The organism is Pseudomonas sp. Leaf48 (assembly GCF_001421885.1).
GTDB lineage: Bacteria > Pseudomonadota > Gammaproteobacteria > Pseudomonadales > Pseudomonadaceae > Aquipseudomonas.
Genome location: NZ_LMLH01000001.1, coordinates 85,902 through 108,086, shown reverse-complemented (window position 1 = coordinate 108,086; position 22,185 = coordinate 85,902). Strand labels below are relative to the sequence as shown.

The 22,185-nt window shown below is 60.8% G+C and carries 21 protein-coding genes and 1 other RNA gene; 4 read left to right on the top strand and 18 right to left on the bottom strand.

Annotated features, from left to right (window positions below; all coding sequences use genetic code 11):
* Positions 1 to 10: 10 nt before the first annotated feature.
* From ftsA to rsmI, 16 genes are all read right to left on the bottom strand, one after another.
* Positions 11 to 1,270: a cell division protein FtsA gene (gene ftsA / locus ASE98_RS00510; RefSeq protein ID WP_007972611.1), complete on the bottom strand. Its 1,260-nt coding sequence runs from the start codon at positions 1,268 to 1,270 to the stop codon at positions 11 to 13.
* A 15-nt stretch (positions 1,271 to 1,285) separates the two neighbouring features.
* Positions 1,286 to 2,155 carry a cell division protein FtsQ/DivIB gene (locus tag ASE98_RS00505; RefSeq protein WP_060539487.1) on the bottom strand — a complete coding sequence of 290 codons (870 nt, stop codon included), beginning with the start codon at positions 2,153 to 2,155 and terminating at the stop codon, positions 1,286 to 1,288.
* A 4-nt stretch (positions 2,156 to 2,159) separates the two neighbouring features.
* The gene (locus ASE98_RS00500) at positions 2,160 to 3,125 is read right to left on the bottom strand and encodes a D-alanine--D-alanine ligase (RefSeq protein WP_060539486.1); all 966 of its coding nucleotides are present in this window, start codon (positions 3,123 to 3,125) and stop codon (positions 2,160 to 2,162) included.
* Positions 3,122 to 4,582: a UDP-N-acetylmuramate--L-alanine ligase gene (gene murC, locus ASE98_RS00495; protein ID WP_060539485.1), complete on the bottom strand. Its 1,461-nt coding sequence runs from the start codon at positions 4,580 to 4,582 to the stop codon at positions 3,122 to 3,124. The genes ASE98_RS00500 and murC overlap by 4 nt, the downstream gene beginning before the upstream one ends.
* Positions 4,575 to 5,645, bottom strand: a complete 1,071-nt coding sequence (gene murG / locus ASE98_RS00490) for an undecaprenyldiphospho-muramoylpentapeptide beta-N-acetylglucosaminyltransferase (protein WP_060539484.1) — start codon at positions 5,643 to 5,645, stop codon at positions 4,575 to 4,577. Before murG ends, murC begins: the two co-directional genes overlap by 8 nt.
* On the bottom strand, positions 5,635 to 6,846 hold the full coding sequence (gene ftsW, locus ASE98_RS00485; RefSeq protein WP_177336935.1) for a putative lipid II flippase FtsW: 1,212 nt from the start codon (positions 6,844 to 6,846) through the stop codon (positions 5,635 to 5,637). The genes murG and ftsW overlap by 11 nt, the downstream gene beginning before the upstream one ends.
* Positions 6,847 to 6,848: 2 nt before the next feature.
* Positions 6,849 to 8,195 carry a UDP-N-acetylmuramoyl-L-alanine--D-glutamate ligase gene (gene murD, locus ASE98_RS00480; RefSeq protein ID WP_060539482.1) on the bottom strand — a complete coding sequence of 449 codons (1,347 nt, stop codon included), beginning with the start codon at positions 8,193 to 8,195 and terminating at the stop codon, positions 6,849 to 6,851.
* A 6-nt stretch (positions 8,196 to 8,201) separates the two neighbouring features.
* Complete coding sequence (gene mraY, locus ASE98_RS00475) at positions 8,202 to 9,284, bottom strand: phospho-N-acetylmuramoyl-pentapeptide-transferase (RefSeq protein WP_008005012.1); 1,083 nt, start codon at positions 9,282 to 9,284, stop codon at positions 8,202 to 8,204.
* Entirely contained in the window at positions 9,284 to 10,651 is a 1,368-nt protein-coding gene (locus ASE98_RS00470; RefSeq protein WP_060539481.1) for a UDP-N-acetylmuramoyl-tripeptide--D-alanyl-D-alanine ligase, read from the bottom strand. Before ASE98_RS00470 ends, mraY begins: the two co-directional genes overlap by 1 nt.
* Positions 10,644 to 12,107: a UDP-N-acetylmuramoyl-L-alanyl-D-glutamate--2,6-diaminopimelate ligase gene (locus ASE98_RS00465; protein WP_060539480.1), complete on the bottom strand. Its 1,464-nt coding sequence runs from the start codon at positions 12,105 to 12,107 to the stop codon at positions 10,644 to 10,646. The genes ASE98_RS00470 and ASE98_RS00465 overlap by 8 nt, the downstream gene beginning before the upstream one ends.
* Complete coding sequence (locus ASE98_RS00460; RefSeq protein WP_177336934.1) at positions 12,107 to 13,846, bottom strand: peptidoglycan D,D-transpeptidase FtsI family protein; 1,740 nt, start codon at positions 13,844 to 13,846, stop codon at positions 12,107 to 12,109. The genes ASE98_RS00465 and ASE98_RS00460 overlap by 1 nt, the downstream gene beginning before the upstream one ends.
* Positions 13,846 to 14,139 (bottom strand): cell division protein FtsL, encoded by a 294-nt coding sequence (gene ftsL, locus ASE98_RS00455; RefSeq protein WP_032834661.1) that lies wholly within the window; start codon positions 14,137 to 14,139, stop codon positions 13,846 to 13,848. Before ftsL ends, ASE98_RS00460 begins: the two co-directional genes overlap by 1 nt.
* Positions 14,136 to 15,083: a 16S rRNA (cytosine(1402)-N(4))-methyltransferase RsmH gene (gene rsmH / locus ASE98_RS00450; RefSeq protein WP_060539478.1), complete on the bottom strand. Its 948-nt coding sequence runs from the start codon at positions 15,081 to 15,083 to the stop codon at positions 14,136 to 14,138. The genes ftsL and rsmH overlap by 4 nt, the downstream gene beginning before the upstream one ends.
* A complete protein-coding gene (gene mraZ, locus ASE98_RS00445; protein WP_060539477.1) occupies positions 15,080 to 15,535 on the bottom strand; it encodes a division/cell wall cluster transcriptional repressor MraZ in 456 nt (151 codons plus the stop codon). The genes rsmH and mraZ overlap by 4 nt, the downstream gene beginning before the upstream one ends.
* A gap of 471 nt (positions 15,536 to 16,006) precedes the next feature.
* An RNA gene (rnpB, locus tag ASE98_RS00440) (RNase P RNA component class A) lies at positions 16,007 to 16,360 on the bottom strand.
* 75 nt (positions 16,361 to 16,435) lie between these two features.
* Positions 16,436 to 17,341, bottom strand: coding sequence for a 16S rRNA (cytidine(1402)-2'-O)-methyltransferase (gene rsmI / locus ASE98_RS00435; RefSeq protein ID WP_177336929.1), 906 nt, complete (start codon positions 17,339 to 17,341; stop codon positions 16,436 to 16,438).
* A gap of 177 nt (positions 17,342 to 17,518) precedes the next feature.
* Between rsmI and ASE98_RS00430 the strand changes: the two genes are divergently transcribed.
* From ASE98_RS00430 to ASE98_RS00415, 4 genes are all read left to right on the top strand, one after another.
* Positions 17,519 to 19,330 (top strand): penicillin-binding protein activator, encoded by a 1,812-nt coding sequence (locus tag ASE98_RS00430; RefSeq protein WP_060539475.1) that lies wholly within the window; start codon positions 17,519 to 17,521, stop codon positions 19,328 to 19,330.
* Positions 19,330 to 19,692, top strand: a complete 363-nt coding sequence (locus tag ASE98_RS00425) for a YraN family protein (protein WP_060539474.1) — start codon at positions 19,330 to 19,332, stop codon at positions 19,690 to 19,692. Before ASE98_RS00430 ends, ASE98_RS00425 begins: the two co-directional genes overlap by 1 nt.
* Positions 19,693 to 19,796: 104 nt before the next feature.
* Positions 19,797 to 20,390 (top strand): phosphoheptose isomerase, encoded by a 594-nt coding sequence (locus ASE98_RS00420; RefSeq protein WP_028624534.1) that lies wholly within the window; start codon positions 19,797 to 19,799, stop codon positions 20,388 to 20,390.
* Positions 20,387 to 20,965 (top strand): BON domain-containing protein, encoded by a 579-nt coding sequence (locus ASE98_RS00415; RefSeq protein ID WP_060539473.1) that lies wholly within the window; start codon positions 20,387 to 20,389, stop codon positions 20,963 to 20,965. Before ASE98_RS00420 ends, ASE98_RS00415 begins: the two co-directional genes overlap by 4 nt.
* 149 nt (positions 20,966 to 21,114) lie before the next feature.
* Here the strand turns inward: ASE98_RS00415 and ASE98_RS00410 are convergent, their stop codons facing one another.
* Positions 21,115 to 21,528 (bottom strand): ClpXP protease specificity-enhancing factor, encoded by a 414-nt coding sequence (locus ASE98_RS00410; RefSeq protein WP_060539472.1) that lies wholly within the window; start codon positions 21,526 to 21,528, stop codon positions 21,115 to 21,117.
* A gap of 16 nt (positions 21,529 to 21,544) precedes the next feature.
* Positions 21,545 to 22,162, bottom strand: a complete 618-nt coding sequence (locus ASE98_RS00405) for a glutathione S-transferase N-terminal domain-containing protein (protein ID WP_060539471.1) — start codon at positions 22,160 to 22,162, stop codon at positions 21,545 to 21,547.
* Positions 22,163 to 22,185 lie beyond the last annotated feature (23 nt).

Below are 22,185 nucleotides of genomic sequence, written 5' to 3'. Positions count from 1 at the left end.
TGAAACTGTTTTAAAAATTGCCTTGAACCCATTTCTTCAGCCGGTCGAGCAATGGAGCCTGCGGCTCTTCGTTGCTGTAGCTGTCGCGACTGCCGATGCCCGAGAACGAGATGCCGTCGGACTGCTTCTGCAGGCCGTACATCAACAGGCCGACACCGGTGGAGTAGATCGGGTTGCGCACCACGTCATCCAGGCCCTTGACGCCATGGGGCACGCCCAGGCGGACCGGCATGTGGAAGATTTCCTCGGCCAGCTCGGTGGCGCCTTCCATCTTCGCGGTACCGCCGGTCAGCACGATGCCGGCCGGGATCAGGTCTTCGTAGCCACTGCGACGCAGCTCGGCCTGGATCAGCGTGAACAACTCGTCGTAACGCGGCTCGACCACTTCGGCCAGGGCCTGGCGGGACAGCTCGCGCGGTGGACGGTCGCCAACGCTTGGCACCTTGATGGTTTCGCCGGCGCCAGCCAGTTTGGCCAGGGCGCAGGCGTAGCGAATCTTGATTTCTTCGGCGTACTGGGTCGGCGTGCGCAGCGCCATGGCGATGTCGTTGGTCACCTGGTCGCCGGCAATCGGGATCACTGCGGTGTGACGGATCGCGCCTTCGGTGAAGATCGCGATGTCAGTGGTGCCACCACCAATGTCCACCAGGCAAACACCGAGCTCTTTCTCGTCATCGGTCAGGACCGAATACGCGGAAGCAAGCTGTTCGAGAATGATGTCGTCGATTTCCAGACCGCAGCGGCGCACGCACTTTTCAATGTTCTGGGCGGCGTTGACGGCGCAGGTAACCACGTGAACCTTGGCTTCCAGACGCACGCCGGACATGCCCAGGGGCTCACGGACGCCTTCCTGGTTGTCGATCACGTAATCCTGCGGCAGGGTGTGCAGCACACGCTGGTCGGCCGGAATCGCCACGGCCTGGGCAGCATCGAGTACACGCTCAAGGTCAGCCGAGCTGACTTCGCGATCACGAATTGCCACGATGCCGTGGGAGTTCAGGCTGCGGATGTGATTGCCGGCGACGCCGACAAATGCCGAGTGAATGCGGCAACCGGCCATCAGCTGCGCCTCTTCGATGGCGCGCTGGATCGATTGCACGGTGGACTCGATGTTAACCACCACGCCTTTTTTCAGGCCACGGGACGGATGGGTGCCGATCCCGACGATTTCCAGCGTGCCGTCGTCCGCAACTTCGCCTACCAGCGCCACCACCTTGGATGTGCCGATATCGAGACCGACGATCATTTTGCCGCTTTGCACGTTTGCCATGGGTCCTGCCTCTTCTTAATTCTTCGCGACAGCGGGTTGGGCTGCCGTGGGCGCTACAGGTTCCCGCCAGCCAACAGCAAGGCCGTTGGCATAGCGCAGATCGATGCGCGCAATGTTCGTAATCTGTTCTTTAAGCGTCTTGTCGTAGATGGCAATGAAGCGGCGCATCTTTTCCACCAGCTTGCCGCGTCCCAGCAGCAGTTCGATCCCCGGGCCGGCACTGCCGGGGCCGGTGGTCAGGAACCAGCTGCCGCGTTCACGCAACTCCAGGCGTGCAATCGAGAAACCCAGTGGCCTGAGCATCTGGCTCAGCACCTGATACTGCTGCATCACTTGCTGTTGAGCCCGCTGTGGACCGAACAACTGCGGCAAGTGTTCATAATTGGCCAACTCGCGCGGGGTGAACGCCTGTCCCTGGTTGTTCAACAGCGACTCGTCACCCCAACGGGCTACCGGCAGCTGTTCTTCCAGGCGGATCACCACTTGATCCGGCCACACCCGCCGCACTTCGGCGTGGGCAATCCATGGCATCTGTTCCAGCTCGGTGCGCATGCTTGCCAGGTCGATGGTGAAGAAGCTCGACGCCACGAACGGGGCGATCCGCTGCTGTACCGCTTGCTGGCTGATGTAACTCAGGTCGCCTTGCACGTTAATCTTCGTGATCGGCCGATCGGCATACGGCAGCAACCGTTGCGCGCCTTCGTAAGTACCGAACCCCAGCGCCACCAGCAGCACCGGCCAGAACAACGCTTTGAGAAAACCGAAATTGGCTTTGGGCAGGCGCGCGGACATCGGCTCTTTGGCCACCATTCGGCTGGCACCCCGCGGTACCGGCTTGCGGCCGGTCGGTGCGGTAGGCTGATGACGTAGCTGTGCGCCTTGCATGGTCTTAACCTCGCGGCTCTTGCTTGCCGAAGCTCTCGGCCAGAATGGCCAGAACCAGTTGCTGGAAATCCAGACCGGCGGCACGGGCCGCCATCGGCACCAGGCTGTGATCGGTCATGCCCGGTGCGGTGTTGACTTCCAGGAACCAGAACTGCCCGTCGGCGTCCTGCATCACGTCTGCCCTGCCCCAACCGGCGATACCCAGCGCCTCGCAAGCTTTCGCCGTGAGGTCCATGAGTTCCTTTTCCTTGGCGCTGTCCAGCCCGCACGGAATGCGGTACTGGGTATCGTTGGCGATGTACTTGGCGTCGTAATCGTAGAAAGTGTGCGGCGTACCCAGGGCAATCGGTGGCAACACCTGGTCACGCAGGGTGGCGATGGTGAACTCCGGACCATGGATCCATTGCTCGACCAACACTTGCGAATCGTAGGTACTGGCCGCTTTCCAGGCGTCGATCAATTCCGACGTGGAAGTCACTTTGGCCATACCGATACTTGAACCTTCATGGGCCGGTTTGACGATCAAAGGGAAGCCCAGTTCCGTCGCTGCCGAAATACAATCGGCCTCGCTGCTCAGTACCGAGTGACGTGGCGTTGGAATGCCCAGGCTGTGCCAGACCTGCTTGGTACGCAGTTTGTCCATGGCCAAGGCGGAAGCGAGGATGCCGCTGCCGGTGTACGGAATGCCCAGGCATTCGAGCAGGCCTTGCATGCTGCCATCTTCACCGCCACGACCGTGGAGGATGATGAAGGCGCGGTCGATCTTTTCGTTCAGCAGACGCTGCAGCAGGTCATCGCCGACATCGAGGCCGAACGCATCCACGCCGGCGCTTTGCAGCGCCGAGAGCACAGCGTTACCCGACTTCAGCGACACTTCACGTTCGGCGCTCTTGCCGCCGAACAGCACGGCTACACGGCCGAAATCTTTCGGCGCGATGGTGGAGAACAGGTTGGTGTAGGCAGCAGTCATTTCAACTTCCCCTCGACCGACGCCGCCACGGCGCCGGCGAACAACTCACTTTTCAACAATTTCGGTGCAAGACCGCCGATATCACCCGCGCCCTGGCACAGCAGGATGTCGCCGGCACGCAGCAACGGCTTGACCAGCGGTGCAAGGTCGACCCCACGCTCGATATAGATCGGATCAAGCTGGCCGCGCTGACGGATGCTGTTACACAGCTTGCGGCTGTCGGCCCCCGGGATCGGCTCTTCGCCGGCCGGATAGACTTCCATCAGCAGCAACACATTGGCGTCGGCCAGTACATTGACGAAATCGTCGTACAGGTCACGAGTGCGGCTGTAACGATGCGGCTGGTAAACCATCACCAGACGGCGCTCCGGCCAGCCACCGCGTACGGCCTTGATCACTGCCGCGACTTCGGTCGGGTGGTGGCCGTAGTCGTCGACCAGCATCACGTTGCCGCCCTCGACCGGCAGTTCGCCATAGACCTGGAAGCGTCGACCGACACCCTGGAATCCCGACAGCCCCTGAACAATGGCTTCATCGCTGACGCCTTCGTCAGTGGCGATGCAGATGGTGGCCAGGGCATTGAGTACGTTGTGGTTGCCCGGCATGTTCACCGAGACATCCAGCGGCTCGCGCTCAGGGCGCAGGACGGTAAAGAATGTCTGCATGCCTTGCTGGCGAACGTTGATGGCGCGTACGTCGCAGTCTTCGCCGAAGCCATAGGTGACCGCCGGGCGTTTGACCTGCGGCAGGATCTCGCGAACCACCGGATCATCCAGGCACACCACGGCCAGACCATAGAACGGCAGGTTGTGGAGGAACTCGACGAAGGTTTTCTTCAGTTTGTTGAAGTCACCGTCGTAGGTCGCCATGTGATCGGCGTCGATGTTGGTGACCACGGCCACCAGCGGCTGCAAGTGCAGGAAACTGGCGTCGCTTTCGTCGGCTTCGGCGATCAGGTAACGGCTGGTACCGAGCTGGGCATTGGTGCCCGCAGCGTTCAGGCGGCCACCGATGACGAAGGTCGGGTCCAGGCCGCCGGCGGCGAACACCGAAGCGATCAGGCTGGTGGTGGTGGTTTTGCCGTGGGTACCGGCGACGGCGATGCCGTGGCGATAGCGCATCAGCTCAGCCAGCATTTCGGCGCGCGGCACCACCGGGATGCGGCGTTCCAGCGCGGTAGCGACTTCCGGGTTGGACGTGTTCACGGCACTCGACACCACCAGCACGTCGGCGGTGGCGGCATTCTCGGCACGGTGGCCGATGAAAATCTGCGCGCCGAAGGATTCCAGGCGTTCGGTGACCGGCGAAGCCTTCAGGTCGGAACCGGACACTTCATAGCCCAGGTTCAACAGCACTTCGGCAATCCCGCACATGCCCACGCCGCCGATACCGACGAAGTGGATGCGACGGATACGGCGCATTTCCGGTTGTGGCATGGCTTTCTGATTCTCAACCATGGACCACCTCCAGACAGGTATCGACCACGTTACGGGTGGCATCGGGTTTGGCCAGGCGGCGTGCCGCAGTGGCCATATCGTTGAGACGTTGTGGTTGCATCAGGACCTCTGTCAGGCGAGCGGCAAGATCCGCTGCGCCAGTCGTTCTTTGTGGCATCAGGAAGGCAGCGCCTTCACGGGCCAAATAATCGGCATTGCGGGTCTGGTGATCGTCGATCGCATGGGGCAAGGGCACCAGCATCGAGGGCAGACCGGCGGCAGCCAGTTCGCTGATGGTCAGCGCGCCTGCGCGGCACACCACCAGGTCGGCCCAGCCATAGGCTTGGGCCATGTCTTTGATGAAAGGCTGCACCTGCGCCTCGACGCCAGCCGCGCGATAGCGCTCTGCAGTCACTTCATCGTGGTTTTTGCCGGCCTGATGGAACACTTCCGGGCGCAGGTCGACGGCGACTTGCGACAGGGCTTCAGGCAGCAACTTGTTCAACGGCTCTGCGCCCAGACTTCCGCCCAGGATCAGTAAACGCGCCTTGCGACCGGCCAAGGCTGGTCGCGGTGTTTCGAGGAACAGCTCGGTGCGCACCGGGTTACCGGTGGTCCGACGGCTGTTCGACAGGGTAAAGGTGTCGGGGAACGCTTCACAGACTCGGGCGGCCAACGGCACCAGCAACCGATTGGCGGTACCGGCGACGGCGTTCTGCTCGTGAACAATCACCGGCACGCCGGCCAGTTTGGCGGCAACACCACCAGGACCGGTCACATAACCACCAAAGCCGACCACGCACACCGGCCGTAGCCGACGAATGATCGCCCGCGCCTGCCAGATCGACTTGAGCAACATGAACGGTGCCTTGAGCAGGGACAGCTTGCCCTTGCCACGCAGGCCGCTGGCGTTGATCCGGTGCAGTTCGATACCGGCCGCCGGGACCAGATCGTTCTCGATTCCACGTGGTGTGCCTAGCCAGTGCACGGTGTAGCCGCGCGCCTGAAATTCCCGGGCGCAAGCCAGCGCCGGGAATACGTGACCACCGGTGCCGCCGGCCATGATCATGACGTTAGCGCCCATGGTTCGGCTCCTCGGCGAAGTCACTCTCATGGAACTCCATCTCTTCGCTGCCCAGATGAGTCCGACTCTCCCATTCGATGCGCAGCAACAAGCCGAGACAGGCACAGCAGACCACCAGCGAACTACCGCCATAGCTCAGGAACGGCAGTGTCAGGCCTTTGGTCGGCAGCAAGCCGACGTTCACTCCGATGTTGATCAGGAACTGGCCAATCCACAGGAACGACAAACCGTAGGCGACATAGGCGGCGAAGAACTGCTTGGCCTTCTCGGCCCACAAGCCGATGTACATGCCGCGAATGCAGACGAAAACGAACAGCGCGACCGTGCACAAAGAACCCACGGCCCCCAGTTCTTCGGCCAGGACCGAGAACACGAAGTCAGTGTGGGCTTCGGGCAGGTAAAACTGTTTCTGCACGCTGTTGCCCAGGCCAACGCCCAGCCATTCGCCGCGACCAAAAGCGATCAATGCTTGCGACAGCTGATAGCCGGCACCGAACTGGTCGGCCCAGGGGTCGGCAAAGTTGGTCAGGCGCGCCATTCGATACGGCTGCATCTGAATCAGCAACACCACCGCGCCGACGGCAAGCACTACCATCAGGGAAAAACGGAACAGCCCGACCCCGCCAAGGAACAGCATCGCCGCTGCGGCCCCCATCATCACGACGGTGGCACCGAAGTCCGGCTCCATCAGCAACAGCCCTGCCATCGGCAGCAAGACGATGAACGGCTTGAAGAAGCCCATCCAGCTTTCCCGCACTTCTTTCTGGCGACGCACCAGATAGCCAGCGAGGTAGATCACCACGAACACCTTGGCGATCTCGGAAGGCTGAACGTTGAAGAAACTGAAGCCGATCCAGCGCATCGAACCGTTCACTTCACGACCGATTCCCGGGATGATCACCATCACCAGCAAGCCGAATGCCCCCAGCAACATCATCCAGCCCAGGCGCTGCCAGGTGGCGATAGGGATCATCATGGTGACGATGCAGGCGCCAAGACCGAGCACGACATAAATAAGGTGGCGAATCATGTAGTAGAGCGCGCTGCCGGACTGCACCGCCGCCACTTCGGTCGATGCCGAGGCGATCATGATCAGCCCCAGGCCGAGCAAGGTCAGGCAGCCGGCGAGCATCGGGAAGTCGAGGTCGATGCCCCGCCCGGTGATGAGCGGCGACGGATAAGGCTTGATGATGCTCAGCAGGCTCATGCCAGATCCTCCACGGCGCGGACGAACTGGTGACCACGGTCTTCGTAGTTCTTGAACATGTCGAAACTGGCGCAGGCCGGTGACAGCAGCACCACATCACCCGGTTGCGCGGCAGCGCGGCATTGCTCCACGGCGTCGACCAGCGAAGCGGTGCGGATCAGCGGTACGGCGTCGCCAATGGCTCCACCGATCTTGTCGGAGTCGCGGCCCATCAGGATCACGGCGCGGCAGTTGGCCGCCACCGGATCACGCAGGTCATTGAACTCAGCGCCCTTGCCGTCGCCACCGGCGATCAGCACGATCTTGCCGTCGATGTCCGCGCCCAGGCCTTCGATGGCTGCAAGAGCGGCACCGACGTTGGTCGCTTTGGAGTCGTTGTAATAGCCAACGCCATCCAGATCACGCACCCACTGGCAGCGATGTTCGAGGCCGGCGAAGTTGCGCAGGGCCGCGAGCATGGCGTCGAACGGCAAGCCGACTGCGTGCCCGAGCGCCAACGCTGCCAGGGCGTTGGACTGGTTGTGCGCGCCACGAATTTTCAGATCGCGCACCGGCATCAGGTTCTGGAATTCGAAGGCCAGGTACTTCTCGCCACCTTCTTCGCGCAGGCCAAAGGCCTTGAAATCCGGTTTACCCAGGCCGAAGGTCCAGCACGGCTGGCCCTCGCCTATCAATGGGCGACTGAGCGCATCCTGACGGTTGACCACAAACTGCTTCGCACCACGGAAAATCCGGTGCTTGGCCAGGTGATAGGCCGGCAGGCCGCTGTAGCGGTCCATGTGGTCTTCGCTGATGTTGAGTACGGTCGCCACTTCGGCGTTGAGTTGATCGGTGGTTTCCAGCTGGAAACTCGACAACTCCATCACGTACAGCTCGACGTCATCATCCAGCAGGTCCAACGCCGGTGTGCCGAGGTTGCCGCCGACGGCGACGCGTTTGCCGGCCGCAGCCGCCATTTCGCCGACCAGGGTGGTCACGGTGCTTTTCGCGTTGGAGCCGCTGATGGCCACGATCGGCGCCTTCGCGTTACGCGCGAACAGCTCGATGTCGCCGGACAGTTTCACGCCACGGGCAGCAGCAGCCTGCAGGGCCGGGGTCGCCAGCGCCAGGCCGGGGCTGACGTAGAGCTCGTCGGCGCGGCACAGGAATTCGACATCCAGCTCGCCACAACGCACTTCCACGTGCGGATAGTCACGCCTGAGCGTGGCCAGTTCCGGTGGATTTTCCCGCGTATCGGCCACAGCAAACGCCACGCCCCGGTTCGCCAGGAAGCGAACCAGGGACATGCCGCTCTTGCCGAGGCCGACAACGATGCGGAAGTGGTCAGAAGCGATCAGAGACACGAGTTTCTACCTCAGCTTCAGGGTGGCAAGGCCGACCAGTACGAGAATCACGGTGATGATCCAGAAACGGACGATCACGCGCGGCTCGGGCCAGCCCTTGAGTTCAAAGTGGTGGTGAATCGGCGCCATGCGGAATACGCGGCGACCGGTCAGCTTAAAGGAGGCAACCTGAATGACGACTGACAGGGTTTCCATCACGAACACGCCGCCCATGATGAACAGGACGATTTCCTGACGGACGATCACTGCGATGGTGCCCAGGGCTGCGCCGAGCGCCAGTGCGCCGACGTCACCCATGAAAACCTGTGCCGGATAGGTGTTGAACCAGAGGAAACCCAGGCCGGCACCGATCAGCGCGCCACAGAACACGATCAGCTCACCCGCGCCCGGTACGTAAGGGATCAGCAGGTATTCGGCGAACTTCACGTTACCCGACAGGTAGCAGAAGATCCCCAGGCCACCGCCAACCATCACGGTCGGCATGATTGCCAGGCCATCGAGGCCGTCGGTCAGGTTGACTGCGTTGCTCGAACCGACGATCACGAAATAAGTCAGGACGATGAAGCCTGCGCCCAGAGGAATGCTGTAGTCCTTGAGCATCGGCAGGATCAGGGTGGTTTCCACCGGCGTGGCAGCAGTCATATAAAGGAAGATCGCCGCACCCAGGCCAAACACCGACTGCCAGAAATACTTCCAGCGACTCGGCAGGCCACGGGAGTTTTTCTCGATCACTTTGCGATAGTCGTCGACCCAGCCGATGGCGCCGAACAGCAAGGTCACCAGCAGCACGACCCAGACGTAACGGTTGGTCAGGTCGGCCCAGAGCAAGGTGCTGACACCGATGGACGACAGAATCAGCGCGCCGCCCATGGTCGGCGTACCCGACTTGGAGAGGTGCGACTGCGGGCCATCGTTGCGAACCGATTGACCAATCTGACGGTTCTGCAGAGTGCGGATCATCCACGGGCCATAGCACAGCGACAAAACCAGCGCGGTCAGCACACCGAGAATCCCGCGCAGGGTCAGGTACTGGAAGACCGCGAAGCCTTTGTAGAACTGTTGCAGATACTCCGCTAGCAGCAGCAGCATTAATGTTTCTCCGGACTGGACCCGCACAAAGCGGCAACGATGTTTTCCATCGCAGCGCTGCGCGAACCCTTGATCAAAATGGTGGTGTTTGTGTCTTGTTCGGCGCCCAGGGCCTTGATCAACTCGGCCTGAGTGCTGAAGTGAAAGGCTTGTGGACCGAAAGCGTTCACGGCGTGAGCCATCATTGGCCCAACGGCATAGAGCGCATCAACCTTGCCACGGGCGTATTCGCCCACGTCACGGTGGCCCTGCTCCGCCCAGTCGCCCAACTCGCCGATATCTCCGAGCACCAGAACGGTGCGGCCGGAAAAGCCGGCCAGTATATCAACGGCTGCGCACATGGAGGTGGGGTTTGCGTTGTAAGTGTCATCGATGACGCGCATGCCATTGCTGGCCAGTTGCGCAACGGTACGCCCCTTGACCGGCTGCACCGCGCCAAGACCGGCAGCAATGCCGGACAGCGACACGCCCAGGGCGTGCGCGGCAGCGGCGGCGGCCATGGCATTGGCGACGTTATGGGTACCGAGCAGGTTCAGTTGAACGCGCTCCACGCCTTCAGGGCTGTGCAGATTGAAGGCCGGGCAACCCCGGACGTCATGATCCAGGTCGCTGGCGTAGAAGTCGGCGCTGAGATTGCTCAGCGCAAACGTCAGCACTTTGCGACCGGCGGCACGGGTCTTCCAGATGCCGAACGCCTTGTCATCGAGATTGAGAACGGCGACGCCATCAGCGCCCAGCCCTTCGATAATCTCGCCTTTGGCCTCGACGATCTTGTCCGGCCCGCCGAACTCACCCACGTGGGCGGTCCCGGCATTGTTGAGGATCGCCACATGCGGCTTGGTCATGCCGACGGTGTAGGCAATTTCACCCAGGCGTGAAGCACCGAGTTCGATCACGGCGGCGGTGTGTTCCGGCGCCAGTTCGAGCAGGGTCAACGGCACGCCGAGGTCGTTGTTCAGGTTGCCGCGGGTCGCCAGCACTGGGCCACGGGTACGCAGGATGCTCGCGAGCATCTCCTTGACCGTGGTCTTGCCGCTGGAACCGGTGACGGCCGCAACTGGCTGGGTGTAGGCCGCGCGATTCAGCGCGCCCAACTGGCCCAAGGCCTGGCGGGTATCGCTGACCAGCAATTGCGGCAGCGCACTGTTGGCGACTTCACGCTCGACCAGCGCCGCCACGGCGCCTTTGGCTGCGACTTCATTCAGATAGTCATGGCCGTCGAAACGCGGACCACTCAAGGCAATAAACAGCTGACCGGGCTGGATCGCGCGGCTGTCGATGCTGACGCCGTCGAAAACGGCATCGGCGGACAGCAGACGAGCATTCAGCGCCCCGGTCAGTTCGCTCAGCTTCAAGGCCTTAAGCATGGGCCACCTCCCACGCGGTCAAGGCATGATCGGCCTCGACCAGATCGGAGAAGGCATGGCGCTCACCGTTGATTTCCTGATAGTCCTCATGACCTTTACCGGCCAGGACAATCACGTCATCCGCCGAAGCGCCGGCGATAAGCTGGGCAATGGCCTGGCCGCGTCCAGCAACGAAGGTCACTTTATCCACAGCGGTGAAACCGGCGCGGATGTCGTCGAAAATCACTGCAGGGTCTTCAGTGCGCGGATTGTCATCGGTAACCAGCACGCCATCGGCCAGACGCTCGACCACCTCAGCCATCAATGGGCGCTTGCCGCGATCGCGATCACCGCCGCAGCCGAACAGGCACAGCAAACGGCCCTTGGCGTGGGGACGCAGGGCCAGCAATACTTTTTCCAGCGCATCCGGGGTGTGGGCGTAGTCGACCACCACCAAAGGTTGCGAACCGCCACCCAGACGCTGCATGCGACCGGCCGGGCCTTCGAGTTTCGGCAGCACCTTGAGGATTTCGTCCAGCGCGTAATCCAGGCCCAGCAAGGCACCGACAGCCGCCAGTACGTTGCTCAGGTTGAAGCGACCGAGCAAGGTACTGCGCAGGTGGTGTTCGCCTTGGGGCGTAACCAGTGTGGCGCGCACACCTTCATCGTCGAACTGCGCTTCACGGCAATACAGGTAGGCGCCGGAGTCTTCCAGGCTGTAGGTGATCAGACGCGACTCGCGCTTGTCGGCGGCCAACTGCCGACCGAAATCATCATCGAGGTTGACCACCCGGCATTTCAGATCATTCCAGGCAAACAGCTTGGCCTTGGCTTCGCCGTAGGCCTGCATGGTGCCGTGGTAGTCCAGATGGTCACGGGACAGGTTGGTCATCACCGCCACATCGAACGCCAATGCCGTCACACGGCCCTGGTCCAGACCATGGGAAGAAACCTCCATCGCCACGGCCTTGGCGCCGGCCTTTTTCAGATCGCCCAACGTCGCCTGCACGGCAATCGGGTTCGGCGTGGTATGCAGGCCGCTTTCCAGCGCACCGTAGAAACCGCAGCCGAGGGTACCAACCAGACCACAATGCTGGCCGAGCAGGTCAAGTGCCTGGGCCACCAGTTGGGTCACGCTGGTTTTACCGTTGGTGCCGGTCACGCCGACCATATTCAAATGATGACTTGGCTCGCCATAAAAACGCCCGGCGATGTCCGACAGTTGCGCTGCCAGGCCTTTGACCGGGATCAGCGGTATATCAGTGATCGGTAATACCGTGGCGCCTTCAACTTCATAGGCCACGGCGGCGGCACCACGCTGCAAGGCGTCGTCAATGTGCGCGCGGCCATCGAATTTGCCCCCCGGTACGGCGAGGAACAGATCACCCGCACGCACCTTGCGGCTGTCGAGCGCGAGCTCGCGAATGAGCAGATCGTGGCCGGCATGAGGGAATATCTTGTTCAGGCTCAGAGACATCAGCCGCGCCCTCCATTGGCTTTCAGCGGAACGACCGGTGTTGCGTTCGCTTGTTGAGTAGGTGGCAGGTTGTCCGGGGTAACGTTCATCAGGCGCAAGGTGCCCGACATCACCCGACTGAACACCGGCGCGGATACCAGGCCGCCGTAGTAACCGGCCTTGCTCGGCTCATCGATCACGACCACGATGGCGTAACGCGGATCGCTCATCGGGCCGAAACCGGCGAACAGCGAGCGATAGGAGTTTACGGCGTAGCCTTTGGTGCCGACCGAAGTCTTGCGCGCAGTACCCGACTTGCCGCCCACGTGATACGCCGGCACCTGCGCGCGGAACACACCGCGCGGGGCTTCGATCACTTGTTGCAGCATGGTTTGCATGGTTTTCGCGACCGCTTCAGGCAGTACCTGGGTGGTTTGCGGCGCCTTGTCGGTCTTGATCAGGGTCAGTGGCGCGAGGCGACCGTTGTTGGCCAGGGCCGAGAAGGCGTGGACCAACTGGATGGCAGTCACGGAAACACCGTAGCCATATGACAACGTCGCGGTCTCGGCCTTGCGCCATTCGCGGTAGTTCGGCAGGTTGCCGACACGCTCACCCGGGAAACCGAGGCCGGTGTCCTGGCCGAGGCCGATTTTCTGTGCGAGACGGTAAATCGTCTCGCCACCGATATCGAACGCGATCTTGCTCATGCCGACGTTACTGGAGTTGATCAGGATGCCCGTCAGGTCGAGCACCGGGCCTTCGGTCTTGGATACGTCCTTGATGGTGTACTTGCCAATCTGCAAGGAGCCCGGATACACCTCGACAGTGTCGGTCGGTTTCCAGCGGCCGGTCTCAATCGCGGCGCTCATGGAGATCGCCTTCATGGTCGAACCCGGCTCGAATACGTCGATCATTGCGCGGTTACGCATCATCGCCGGTTGCAGGTTGCGACGGTTGTTCGGGTTGAAGGTCGGCTGGTTGACCATGGCGAGAATCTCGCCGGTCTTGACGTCCATGATCACCAGGCTGCCAGCCTTGGCACCGTTCTCGATGATCGCGTTGCGCAGTTCGCGGTTGGCCAGGTATTGCAGGCGCAGGTCAATGGACAACGCCAAGGGCTTGCCGGCCTTGGCGTTTTTGGTGACCTGGACATCCTTGATCAGCCGGCCACGCCGGTCCTTGATCACCTGACGCTTGCCGGGGACGCCGGCCAGCCATTCGTCATAGGCCAGTTCGATACCTTCGCGCCCGTGATCGTCGATATCGGTAAAACCGACCATATGGGCGGTGACCTCACCGGCCGGGTAAAAACGCCGGAATTCTTCAATGCCGTAGACACCTGGCACTTTCAGATCGAGCACGGCCTGACCCTGCTCAGGCGTCAGCCCACGCACCAGATAGATGAATTCCTTGTTCGCCTGGGCTTCGAGGCGCTCGGTCAGGGCTTTCGGGTCTTGGCCCAGCGCAGCGGCCAGCGCCGGCCACTTGCCTTTCTCCAGCTGCATTTCCTTGGCATTGGCCCACAGCGTGGTGACCGGGGTACTGACGGCCAGGGGCTCACCGTTGCGGTCGGTGATCAGACCACGGTGCGCCGGAATCGGAATATGACGAAGGCTGCGCGCATCGCCCTGGCCCTTGAGGAAGTCACGGTCGACCACCTGCAGATCGATGATGCGCCAGGCAATCGCCACCACCATGATGCCGAGCAAGCCCAACACCACGCGGAACCGCCAGGGAAAGAGTGCCCCTTCGAGTTTCATCATGGCGCCACCATCTGCACTTCGGCGGCGCCCGGAATGCGCATTTTCAGTTGTTCGGTGGCCAACACTTCAATACGGCTGTGGGCCGTCCAGGTGCTCTGTTCAAGAATCAGCCGGCCCCACTCGGCCTGCGCCTTGTCCCGTACGCTCAATTCGCCGTACAGCGTATTGAGCAGTTGGCGATTCCAGTGTGCGCTGTAAGACACGCCGATCGCCGACACGAGCACGCCGACAAACAACAGCAGCATGAAAAAGCTTCCGCCGGGCAGTGGCTTGGCGAAAAGCTTGCTCACCGCAGTTTCTCCGCCACACGCATGACAGCGCTACGGGAACGTGGGTTGGCTTTGAGTTCGGCGTCGGAGGCCGTCTGCGCTTTGCCATGGACTTTGACTTTCGGTTCGAAAGCTACATGCCGAACCGGCAGGTTGCGCGGCAGGTTGTCGGCTTCGCCTTTCACCAGCTTGCGCATGAACAGTTTGACGATGCGGTCTTCCAGCGAATGGAAGCTGATGACGACCAGGCGGCCACCGACTTCCAGGCATTCCAGCGCGGCTTCGAGGCCGGCTTCCAGATCGCCCAGCTCGTTGTTGACGTGAATGCGCAACCCCTGGAATGCGCGGGTTGCCGGGTTCTTGCCCTTTTCCCACGCCGGGTTGGCAACCTTCAAAACTTCGGCGAGATCGGCCGTTCGCTCGAACGGCTTGATGTCGCGACGCTCGGCCACGGCACGGGCCATGCGACCGGAGAACCGCTCTTCGCCGTATTCCTTGAACACCCGGGCGATTTCTTCCACCGGTGCGGTGTTGACGAATTCGGCGGCGCTGATCCCGCGGGACGGGTCCATGCGCATGTCCAGCGGGCCATCGTTGAGGAAACTGAAACCGCGCTCCGGGTCGTCGAGCTGCGGCGAAGACACACCCAGGTCAAGCAGGACACCGCTGACCTTGCCGTTCATGCCGCGCTCGGCGACTTCCGCACCGAGTTCGGCAAAGCTGCGCTGCACAACGACAAAGCGGCCGTCTTCGGCCGCTAGCGTCTGCCCGGTGGCAATCGCTTGTGGATCCTTGTCGAATCCGAGCAACCGACCATCGGGGCCAAGCTGACTCAGGATCAGCCGGCTGTGTCCGCCACGTCCGAACGTGCCGTCCAGATAGCAGCCATCAGGGCGTACAGCGAGAGCCTCGACGGCTTCGTCAAGCAGTACGGTGATGTGGTTAAAGCCGCTATCAATAGTCACAGGATCAAATCACGCAGTTCATCAGGCATCGCGCCCGGTTGTTGAATGGCAGCCAGGTCATCGGCAGAAACCGCATCCCAGGCATCCTCGTCCCATAACTGGAACTTGTTCAGTTGCCCCACCAACATCACGCGCTTATCCAACTTGGCATATTCACGAAGACGCGGTGGAACCAGAAAACGACCGCTGCCATCGAGTTCGAGGTCGACGGCATTACCGATCAATAAACGTTGCAGGCGGCGGTTCTCTTCGCGAAGCGAAGGCAGTGCGCGCAGTTTGGTTTCAATGATTTCCCACTCATCGAGCGGGTAAACGCACAGACATTGATCAACGGCATCAATGGTGACGATCAGCTGACCGGAACTACGCGAAACGAGCTCGTCACGGTACCGGCTCGGCATGGCGAGACGGCCCTTTGCATCGAGACTGATAGCGTTGGCTCCGCGAAACACGTCAGCGTTTCTCCAAATTCTAGCGTTTTGAGTTCAAAAAACCCACTTCATGCCACTTTCCGCCACTTGCGCACACTATAGGAATGCGCCCACCACACCGTCAAGGCGCGCGGTAAAGGAAAACCCTTACAGAACTGAGATTTAGGAGCATAAAAGGAGGGGTAACGAGAATCTGGCGGATGAAACCGCCCGATAACTTGAATCAGCACAGGGGGCTGCGTTCGGAAGTTAAAGTAATTTATTAAGAGTAAGATTTTTTCGGTATTACGAAAGTGCTCTGCCGACGATTCTGAAACGGGGGGAAACGGAGTCGCCTGGAGGTTTTACCTGCACAAGCTAATCGGTATCACGAACCCTCCTGCCTATGATTCTGAAAAGAGGGAGAAACGAGCTACCGCGAGTGTCGCCGGTGCTGACTAAAGTGCCATCACCACACCCTGCCTAATGATTTAAGCAGAGGAAAGAAAAAAGGTGGAGAGTCGATCTGTAAGCCGGGTTCTGTCTTGAACAGTCATTCGTCTACGATGGCCATCACTGGACATCTTTAGCAACCTACCCGGTCCCAGCGCGGGCCACGCCTTGGGACCCTATTTGGTCTTGCTCCAAGTGGGGTTTACCTAGCCACGAACTGTTGCCAGACGTGCGGTGCGCTCTTACCGCACCTTTTCACCCTTACCGGCGCCGAAGCGCTTAGGCGGTTATTTTCTGTGGCACTTTCCGTAGGCTCACGCCTCCCAGGCATTACCTGGCACTTCGCCCTATGGAGCCCGGACTTTCCTCCCCCCCCTAATTTTCATAGAGGGCAGCGACTGTCCGATCGACTCTCCGCGGCGAAGGTTAACGGCACAGAGGCCGAAGAACAAGCGCTAAACGCCCTTGAGCACGCCTGCACGTCGGGTTTTACTCAGCCTTCTGCTTATCGAGGGCAATCTGATACAGGACATTCTTGCGCTCGCCGGTTATTTGCGCCGCCAAAGCCGCCGCACGCTTGAGGGGCATTTCTTCGAGCAACAGGTTGAGGACGCGCATCGCCTCACTGCTGACGGCATCTTCCGATTCCGGGGCAGACCAGCCCGCCACCAGCACCACACACTCGCCGCGCTGCTGATTGCTGTCGGACTCCACGAACTCACGCAGCTCAGCCAGCGGCAAGCCCTTGAGTGTTTCAAAGGTTTTAGTCAATTCCCGCGCCAGCAATGCCTGCCGCTGCGGACCAAAAACCAGCTCCATGTCCTGCAGGCATTCCAGGATGCGGTGCGGGGCCTCATAAAAAATCAGCGTGCGCGGCTCTTCCTTTACCAGTTCCAGACGCGCCCTGCGCCCCACCGCCTTGGCCGGCAGGAAACCTTCGAAAATGAATCGGTCAGACGGCAAACCCGCTGCCGACAAAGCCGCGATCAATGCGCAGGCACCAGGAACCGGCACCACATTGATGCCCGCAGCCCGCGCCTGACGCACCAGGTGATAACCCGGATCGGAAATCAGTGGTGTGCCGGCATCGGAAATCAATGCCACATTGTCGCCAGCGAGCAGACGGGTAATAAAACGACTACCTTCATCGCGTTCGTTGTGCTCGTGGCAGGCCGCCAGCGGGGTGGAAATACCGAAATGCTGCATCAGTCGCTGGGAATGACGGGTATCTTCTGCGGCGATCAACGCCACTTCTCGCAGGATTTTCAGCGCACGCGCACTGATGTCATCCAGGTTGCCGATGGGCGTCGCCACCACATAAAGCGAGCCAGCAGCGGAATTCAAAGCACCTGGAGCAGTCAAAACGCATACCTCATGTTCGGTAAAAAGCCACATTGTACCGCGTAGCGACGCTTGCAATGCGTGCCGCTATCCGCTGTTTTAACGACGTTTTGTGCACTTGCGCAATATTTGCTTGAGCTAAATTGATCGATTCACGCCAGTAACATCGCGCCCCGGCCAGTGCTTGGGTACAATTCCACGCTAATTTGATCGAGTATCAGGAACGCTTACATGATCGCTTGCCTGCGGCTGTTATCTGCCCTCTGCCTCGCTGCCTTGCTGGCGGCTTGCGCCAGCTCGCCCTCCTCCAGCCTTGGCGAACTTCCACGGACCCCGGATGCGTCTATCGAGCAACTGCTTGCCAAAGCCGCTCAGAGCAAATCGCCGGAAGATGCGGCCCTGCTGCGCCTGAGCGCGGCAGACCTGGCTTACCGCCAGGGTAATGCCGGCCAATCCGCGCAAATCCTGCAACAAGTGCCGGTCGAACAACTCAAGCCAGGCCCGCAGGTCTTCGCCAGCACCCTGGCGGCCGAACTGGCCATGACCCGCAACCAGCCCAAGGCAGCACTGACCGCCTTGAGCCACCCGAGCCTGCAGCGTCTTGGCGAACTGCCCGAGGACCAACAGGTTCGCACCGGCACCGTTCGCGCCCGCGCCCTTGAAGCCGATGGCCAAACCCTGGCCGCGGCCCGTGAACGCATCTTTATCGCGCCGATGCTCAGCGGTGAAGCGGCCAGCAAAAACCACGAAGCCATCTGGACCTTGATCGCCTCGCTGCCGACCGATCAATTGCAGCCCACCACCACCGACGACCTCGGCGGCTGGATGGCCTTGGCACTGGCGGTGAAAAGCGCCGGAACCCTGGAACAACAGCAAGCCGCCATTGATAACTGGCGCGCACAGAACCCGAAACACCCGGCCGCCATTCAGCTGCCACTGCCATTGACCAAACTCAAGGAGCTGGCCAGCCAGCCCCTGAGCAAGATCGCCTTGCTCCTGCCGCAGGACGGTCAGTTGGCCAATGTCGGCAAAGCGCTGCGTGACGGCTTCATGGCTGCTCACTACCAGGCGCAACAAGCCGGGCAGAATCCGCCAGCCATCGAGTTCTACGACAGCTCGCGCCTGACCTCCATGGATGAGTTCTATCGCAAGGCCCAGGCCGATGGCGTGCAACTGGTCGTCGGGCCGCTGGAAAAGCCGCTGGTCAAACAGCTCAGCACTCGCCCGCAACTGCCGATCACCACGCTGGCGCTGAACTACAGCGAAGGCGAGCAAGGCCCGGCACAGCTATTCCAGTTTGGCCTGGCGGCTGAAGACGAAGCTCGCGAAGTGTCTCGCCGCGCCCGTGCCGATGGCTTGCATCGCGCTGCCATCATGGTGCCGAAAGGCGAATGGGGCGACCGCGTCCTGAAGGCGTTCAGCCAGGACTGGCAAGCCAACGGTGGCACCATCGTCGCCACCGAACGCGTCGACCAGCCAGTGCAGCTGGCCCAGCAGATTGCCGACATGTTCCAGCTGCGCCAGAGCGAAGGCCGCGCCAAGAGCCTGCAAAGCACCGTTGGCTCCCAGGTTGCCGCCCAGCCGTCGCGCCGCCAGGACATTGAATTCATCTTCCTGGCCGCCACTCCGCAACAGGCGCAGCAGATTAAACCGACCCTTAACTTCCAATACGCTGGCGACGTTCCGGTCTACGCCACCTCCCACGTATTCAGCGCCAGTGGTGACGTGAACCAGTACAACGACATGAACGGCATTCGCTTTTGCGAAACGCCTTGGTTGCTGGACGCCAATGACCCACTGCGTCGCCAGGTCGCAGCCCAATGGCCACAAGCCGCCGGCAGCCTGGGCCGCCTGTACGCCATGGGCGTCGACGCCTATCGCCTGGCGCCGCGACTGGGGCAACTCAAGGCCCTGCCAGACAGCCGCATCGAAGGTCAATCGGGTAGTCTGGGCATGACCCAGAGCCAGCGTGTGGTGCGTCAACTGCCCTGGGCCGAGTTCGTCAACGGCCAGGTTCAACGCCTGCCGGACACTCCTCGCTGATGCCCGACAGGTCACGCCAGCAAAGCGGTAAAGATGCCGAGCGCCACGCGCTCGAGCATCTGCAACAACAAGGTCTGCGCCTGGTGGCGCAGAACTGGCTGTGTAAACGCGGCGAGCTTGATCTGGTCATGCTAGATGGCGATACAGTAGTATTCGTTGAGGTCCGTTACAGAAAAAACACTCAATGGGGTGGCGCGCTCGATAGCATCGATGGGCGCAAACGGCAGAAACTGATTTTTGCCGCGCAGTATTTTCTTCAGCGCGAATCGCGTTGGGCCAATTCCCCTTGCCGCTTCGACGTGGTCGCCATCGATAGCAACCTCGATCAGTTGAACTGGCTGCAGAATGCCTTCGACGGCTGAACGCTTGCAGACCGAACCGAACGCCACCACCCAACACTTTTGCTCTTTGCTTTGCGGGCTGCACATTCATGTGCCAGGTAGCCGCGCTAATTAAGGTCACACAGATGGACATGCAATCCCGAATTCGCCAGCTTTTCCAGGCCAGTATCGACACCAAGCAACAGGCGATGGAAGTACTTGCACCGCACATCGAGCAAGCCAGCCAGGTCATGGTCAACGCCCTGCTCAACGAAGGCAAAATGCTTTCCTGCGGCAACGGCGGCTCCGCCGGCGACGCCCAGCATTTTTCTTCCGAGCTGCTCAATCGCTTTGAGCGCGAGCGCCCGAGCCTGCCTGCCATTGCCCTGACCACCGACAGTTCGACGATCACCTCGATCGCCAACGATTACAGTTACAACGAAATCTTCTCCAAGCAGATTCGCGCACTCGGCCAGCCGGGCGATGTATTGCTGGCCATTTCCACCAGCGGTAACTCGGCCAACATAATTCAAGCGATCCAGGCCGCACATGATCGCGAAATGATTGTCGTAGCAATGACCGGTCGTGACGGCGGCGGCATGGCGTCCCTGTTGCTGCCCGAAGACGTCGAGATTCGCGTACCGGCCAACGTCACCGCACGTATCCAGGAAGTCCACCTGCTGGCGATCCACTGTCTTTGTGATTTGATCGACAGCCAATTGTTCGGGAGTGAAGAATGACCCCTAATCGCCTTGGCCTACTGGCCCTGACCCTGTGCCTAGGCATCAGCGGCTGCACCTCGGTGGTGAATGCCAGCCGCGAAGCACCGATTGATGATGACCGTGGCACTCGTACACTCGGCAGCAAGATCGACGACTCCCTGATCGACACCAAGGTCGGCGTGAACATTGCCAAGGCCGACCCTGGCCTGGACAAGGACTCGCACATTGTCGTCTCCAGCTTCAACGGGGTGGTGCTGCTCGCCGGGCAAACGCCGCGCGCAGACCTCAAGGCCAAGGCCGAACAAGCCGCCGCCGCCGTCCAGCGCGTGAAGAAGGTCCATAACGAGCTGCAAGTCATTGCCCCCTCTTCGTTGCTGGCACGCCAGAACGACGCCTGGCTGACCACCAAGATCAAGGCGCAGATGCTCGCCGATGCGAACATTCCCGGCTCGCGCATCAAAGTCATCACTGAAAACGGCATCGTCTACATGCTGGGCCTGCTGACCAAACAGGAAGCCGCACAGGCGACCAACCTGGTACAGGGCGTTTCCGGCGTGCAGAAGATTGTGAAGCTGTTTGAGTACATCGATTGATAAATGTTGATCGGGCGAGCCTGTAGGAGCCAGCTTGCTGGCGATGGCGGTGTATCAGGCGACATTGATATTGACTGATCCGACGCCTTCGCCAGCAAGCCGGCTCCTACAGTAATAAAAAAGGCGATCCATCCGGATCGCCTTTTTTATTACTTCACAACCTTCAAGCTGGGCCTTCCGCTTGGACGCGGCGGCTCACTGTCCGGTGGCGGGATATCATCATCGGGCTCGATCTCTTCCTCGTCATCTACAGACGATTCCAGATCAAACACCATGCCCTGGCCATTCTCCCGGGCGTAAATGCCAAGGATCGATGCGATAGGCACGTACAGGGTGTGCGGCACGCCACCAAAGCGCCCCTCGAAGCTGACCGCCTCGTTATCCATGTGCAAATGACGCACGGCCTGTGGCGACACGTTCAGGACAATCTGCCCGTCACTGGCAAAACCCTGGGGCACCTGCACCGACGGATACTCGGAATTGACCAGCATGTGCGGGGTGCAATCGTTATCTACAATCCACTCATAGAGCGCGCGGACCAGATAAGGACGACTGGAGTTCATAACGGCTCCTTAAGCCTTAGCGCATATCGCGTTCGACACCAGACAGACTCGCCTGGAAAGCCTCACGCGCAAACGAGCGCTCCATGTAATCAAGCAGCGGCTTGGCAGGCCGCGGCAGTTCAATACCCAAAATCGGCAAGCGCCAGAGTATGGGTAATAGGCAGCAATCCACCAGACTTTGTTCCTCACTGAGGAAAAACGGCTTGTCGGCGAACAATGGCGACACGCCAGTCAGGCTTTCGCGCAGCTCTTTACGAGCCACGGCACGAGCCGCTTCCTTGGTCCGCGAATCCAGGATCAGATCCACCAGACCACACCAGTCACGCTGGATTCGATGAATCAGCAGACGGCTGTTGGCACGCGCCACGGGATAAACCGGCAGTAGCGGCGGGTGCGGGTAACGCTCATCCAGATATTCCATCACCACGGTCGACTCCCACAACGCCAGGTCACGATCGACCAGGGTGGGCAAGCTGCCGTAAGGGTTCACTTCAATCAGTTTAGGTGGCTGGCGTCCAGCTTCCACGTAAATGATCTCGGCGCTGACACCCTTCTCTGCCAGTACGATGCGCACTCGGTGGGAATAGTGGTCGGCGGGGTCGGAGTAACAGGCCAACCGATTGGTCACGCCCATGGCGATCCTCCTCGCTTGTAGAA

Excerpts from the sequence above, each read along its gene's own strand:
- ftsA (WP_007972611.1), bottom strand. The coding sequence starts at position 1,270 with ATGGCAAACGTGCAAAGCGGCAAAATGATCGTCGGTCTCGATATCGGC.
- ASE98_RS00505 (WP_060539487.1), bottom strand. The coding sequence starts at position 2,155 with ATGCAAGGCGCACAGCTACGTCATCAGCCTACCGCACCGACCGGCCGC.
- ASE98_RS00500 (WP_060539486.1), bottom strand. The coding sequence starts at position 3,125 with ATGACTGCTGCCTACACCAACCTGTTCTCCACCATCGCGCCGAAAGAT.
- murC (WP_060539485.1), bottom strand. The coding sequence starts at position 4,582 with ATGGTTGAGAATCAGAAAGCCATGCCACAACCGGAAATGCGCCGTATC.
- murG (WP_060539484.1), bottom strand. The coding sequence starts at position 5,645 with ATGGGCGCTAACGTCATGATCATGGCCGGCGGCACCGGTGGTCACGTA.
- mraY (WP_008005012.1), bottom strand. The coding sequence starts at position 9,284 with ATGCTGCTGCTGCTAGCGGAGTATCTGCAACAGTTCTACAAAGGCTTC.
- ASE98_RS00470 (WP_060539481.1), bottom strand. The coding sequence starts at position 10,651 with ATGCTTAAGGCCTTGAAGCTGAGCGAACTGACCGGGGCGCTGAATGCT.
- ASE98_RS00465 (WP_060539480.1), bottom strand. The coding sequence starts at position 12,107 with ATGTCTCTGAGCCTGAACAAGATATTCCCTCATGCCGGCCACGATCTG.
- ASE98_RS00460 (WP_177336934.1), bottom strand. The coding sequence starts at position 13,846 with ATGAAACTCGAAGGGGCACTCTTTCCCTGGCGGTTCCGCGTGGTGTTG.
- rsmI (WP_177336929.1), bottom strand. The coding sequence starts at position 17,341 with ATGTGGCTTTTTACCGAACATGAGGTATGCGTTTTGACTGCTCCAGGT.
- ASE98_RS00430 (WP_060539475.1), top strand. The coding sequence starts at position 17,519 with ATGATCGCTTGCCTGCGGCTGTTATCTGCCCTCTGCCTCGCTGCCTTG.
- ASE98_RS00425 (WP_060539474.1), top strand. The coding sequence starts at position 19,330 with ATGCCCGACAGGTCACGCCAGCAAAGCGGTAAAGATGCCGAGCGCCAC.
- ASE98_RS00420 (WP_028624534.1), top strand. The coding sequence starts at position 19,797 with ATGGACATGCAATCCCGAATTCGCCAGCTTTTCCAGGCCAGTATCGAC.
- ASE98_RS00415 (WP_060539473.1), top strand. The coding sequence starts at position 20,387 with ATGACCCCTAATCGCCTTGGCCTACTGGCCCTGACCCTGTGCCTAGGC.
- ASE98_RS00410 (WP_060539472.1), bottom strand. The coding sequence starts at position 21,528 with ATGAACTCCAGTCGTCCTTATCTGGTCCGCGCGCTCTATGAGTGGATT.
- ASE98_RS00405 (WP_060539471.1), bottom strand. The coding sequence starts at position 22,162 with ATGGGCGTGACCAATCGGTTGGCCTGTTACTCCGACCCCGCCGACCAC.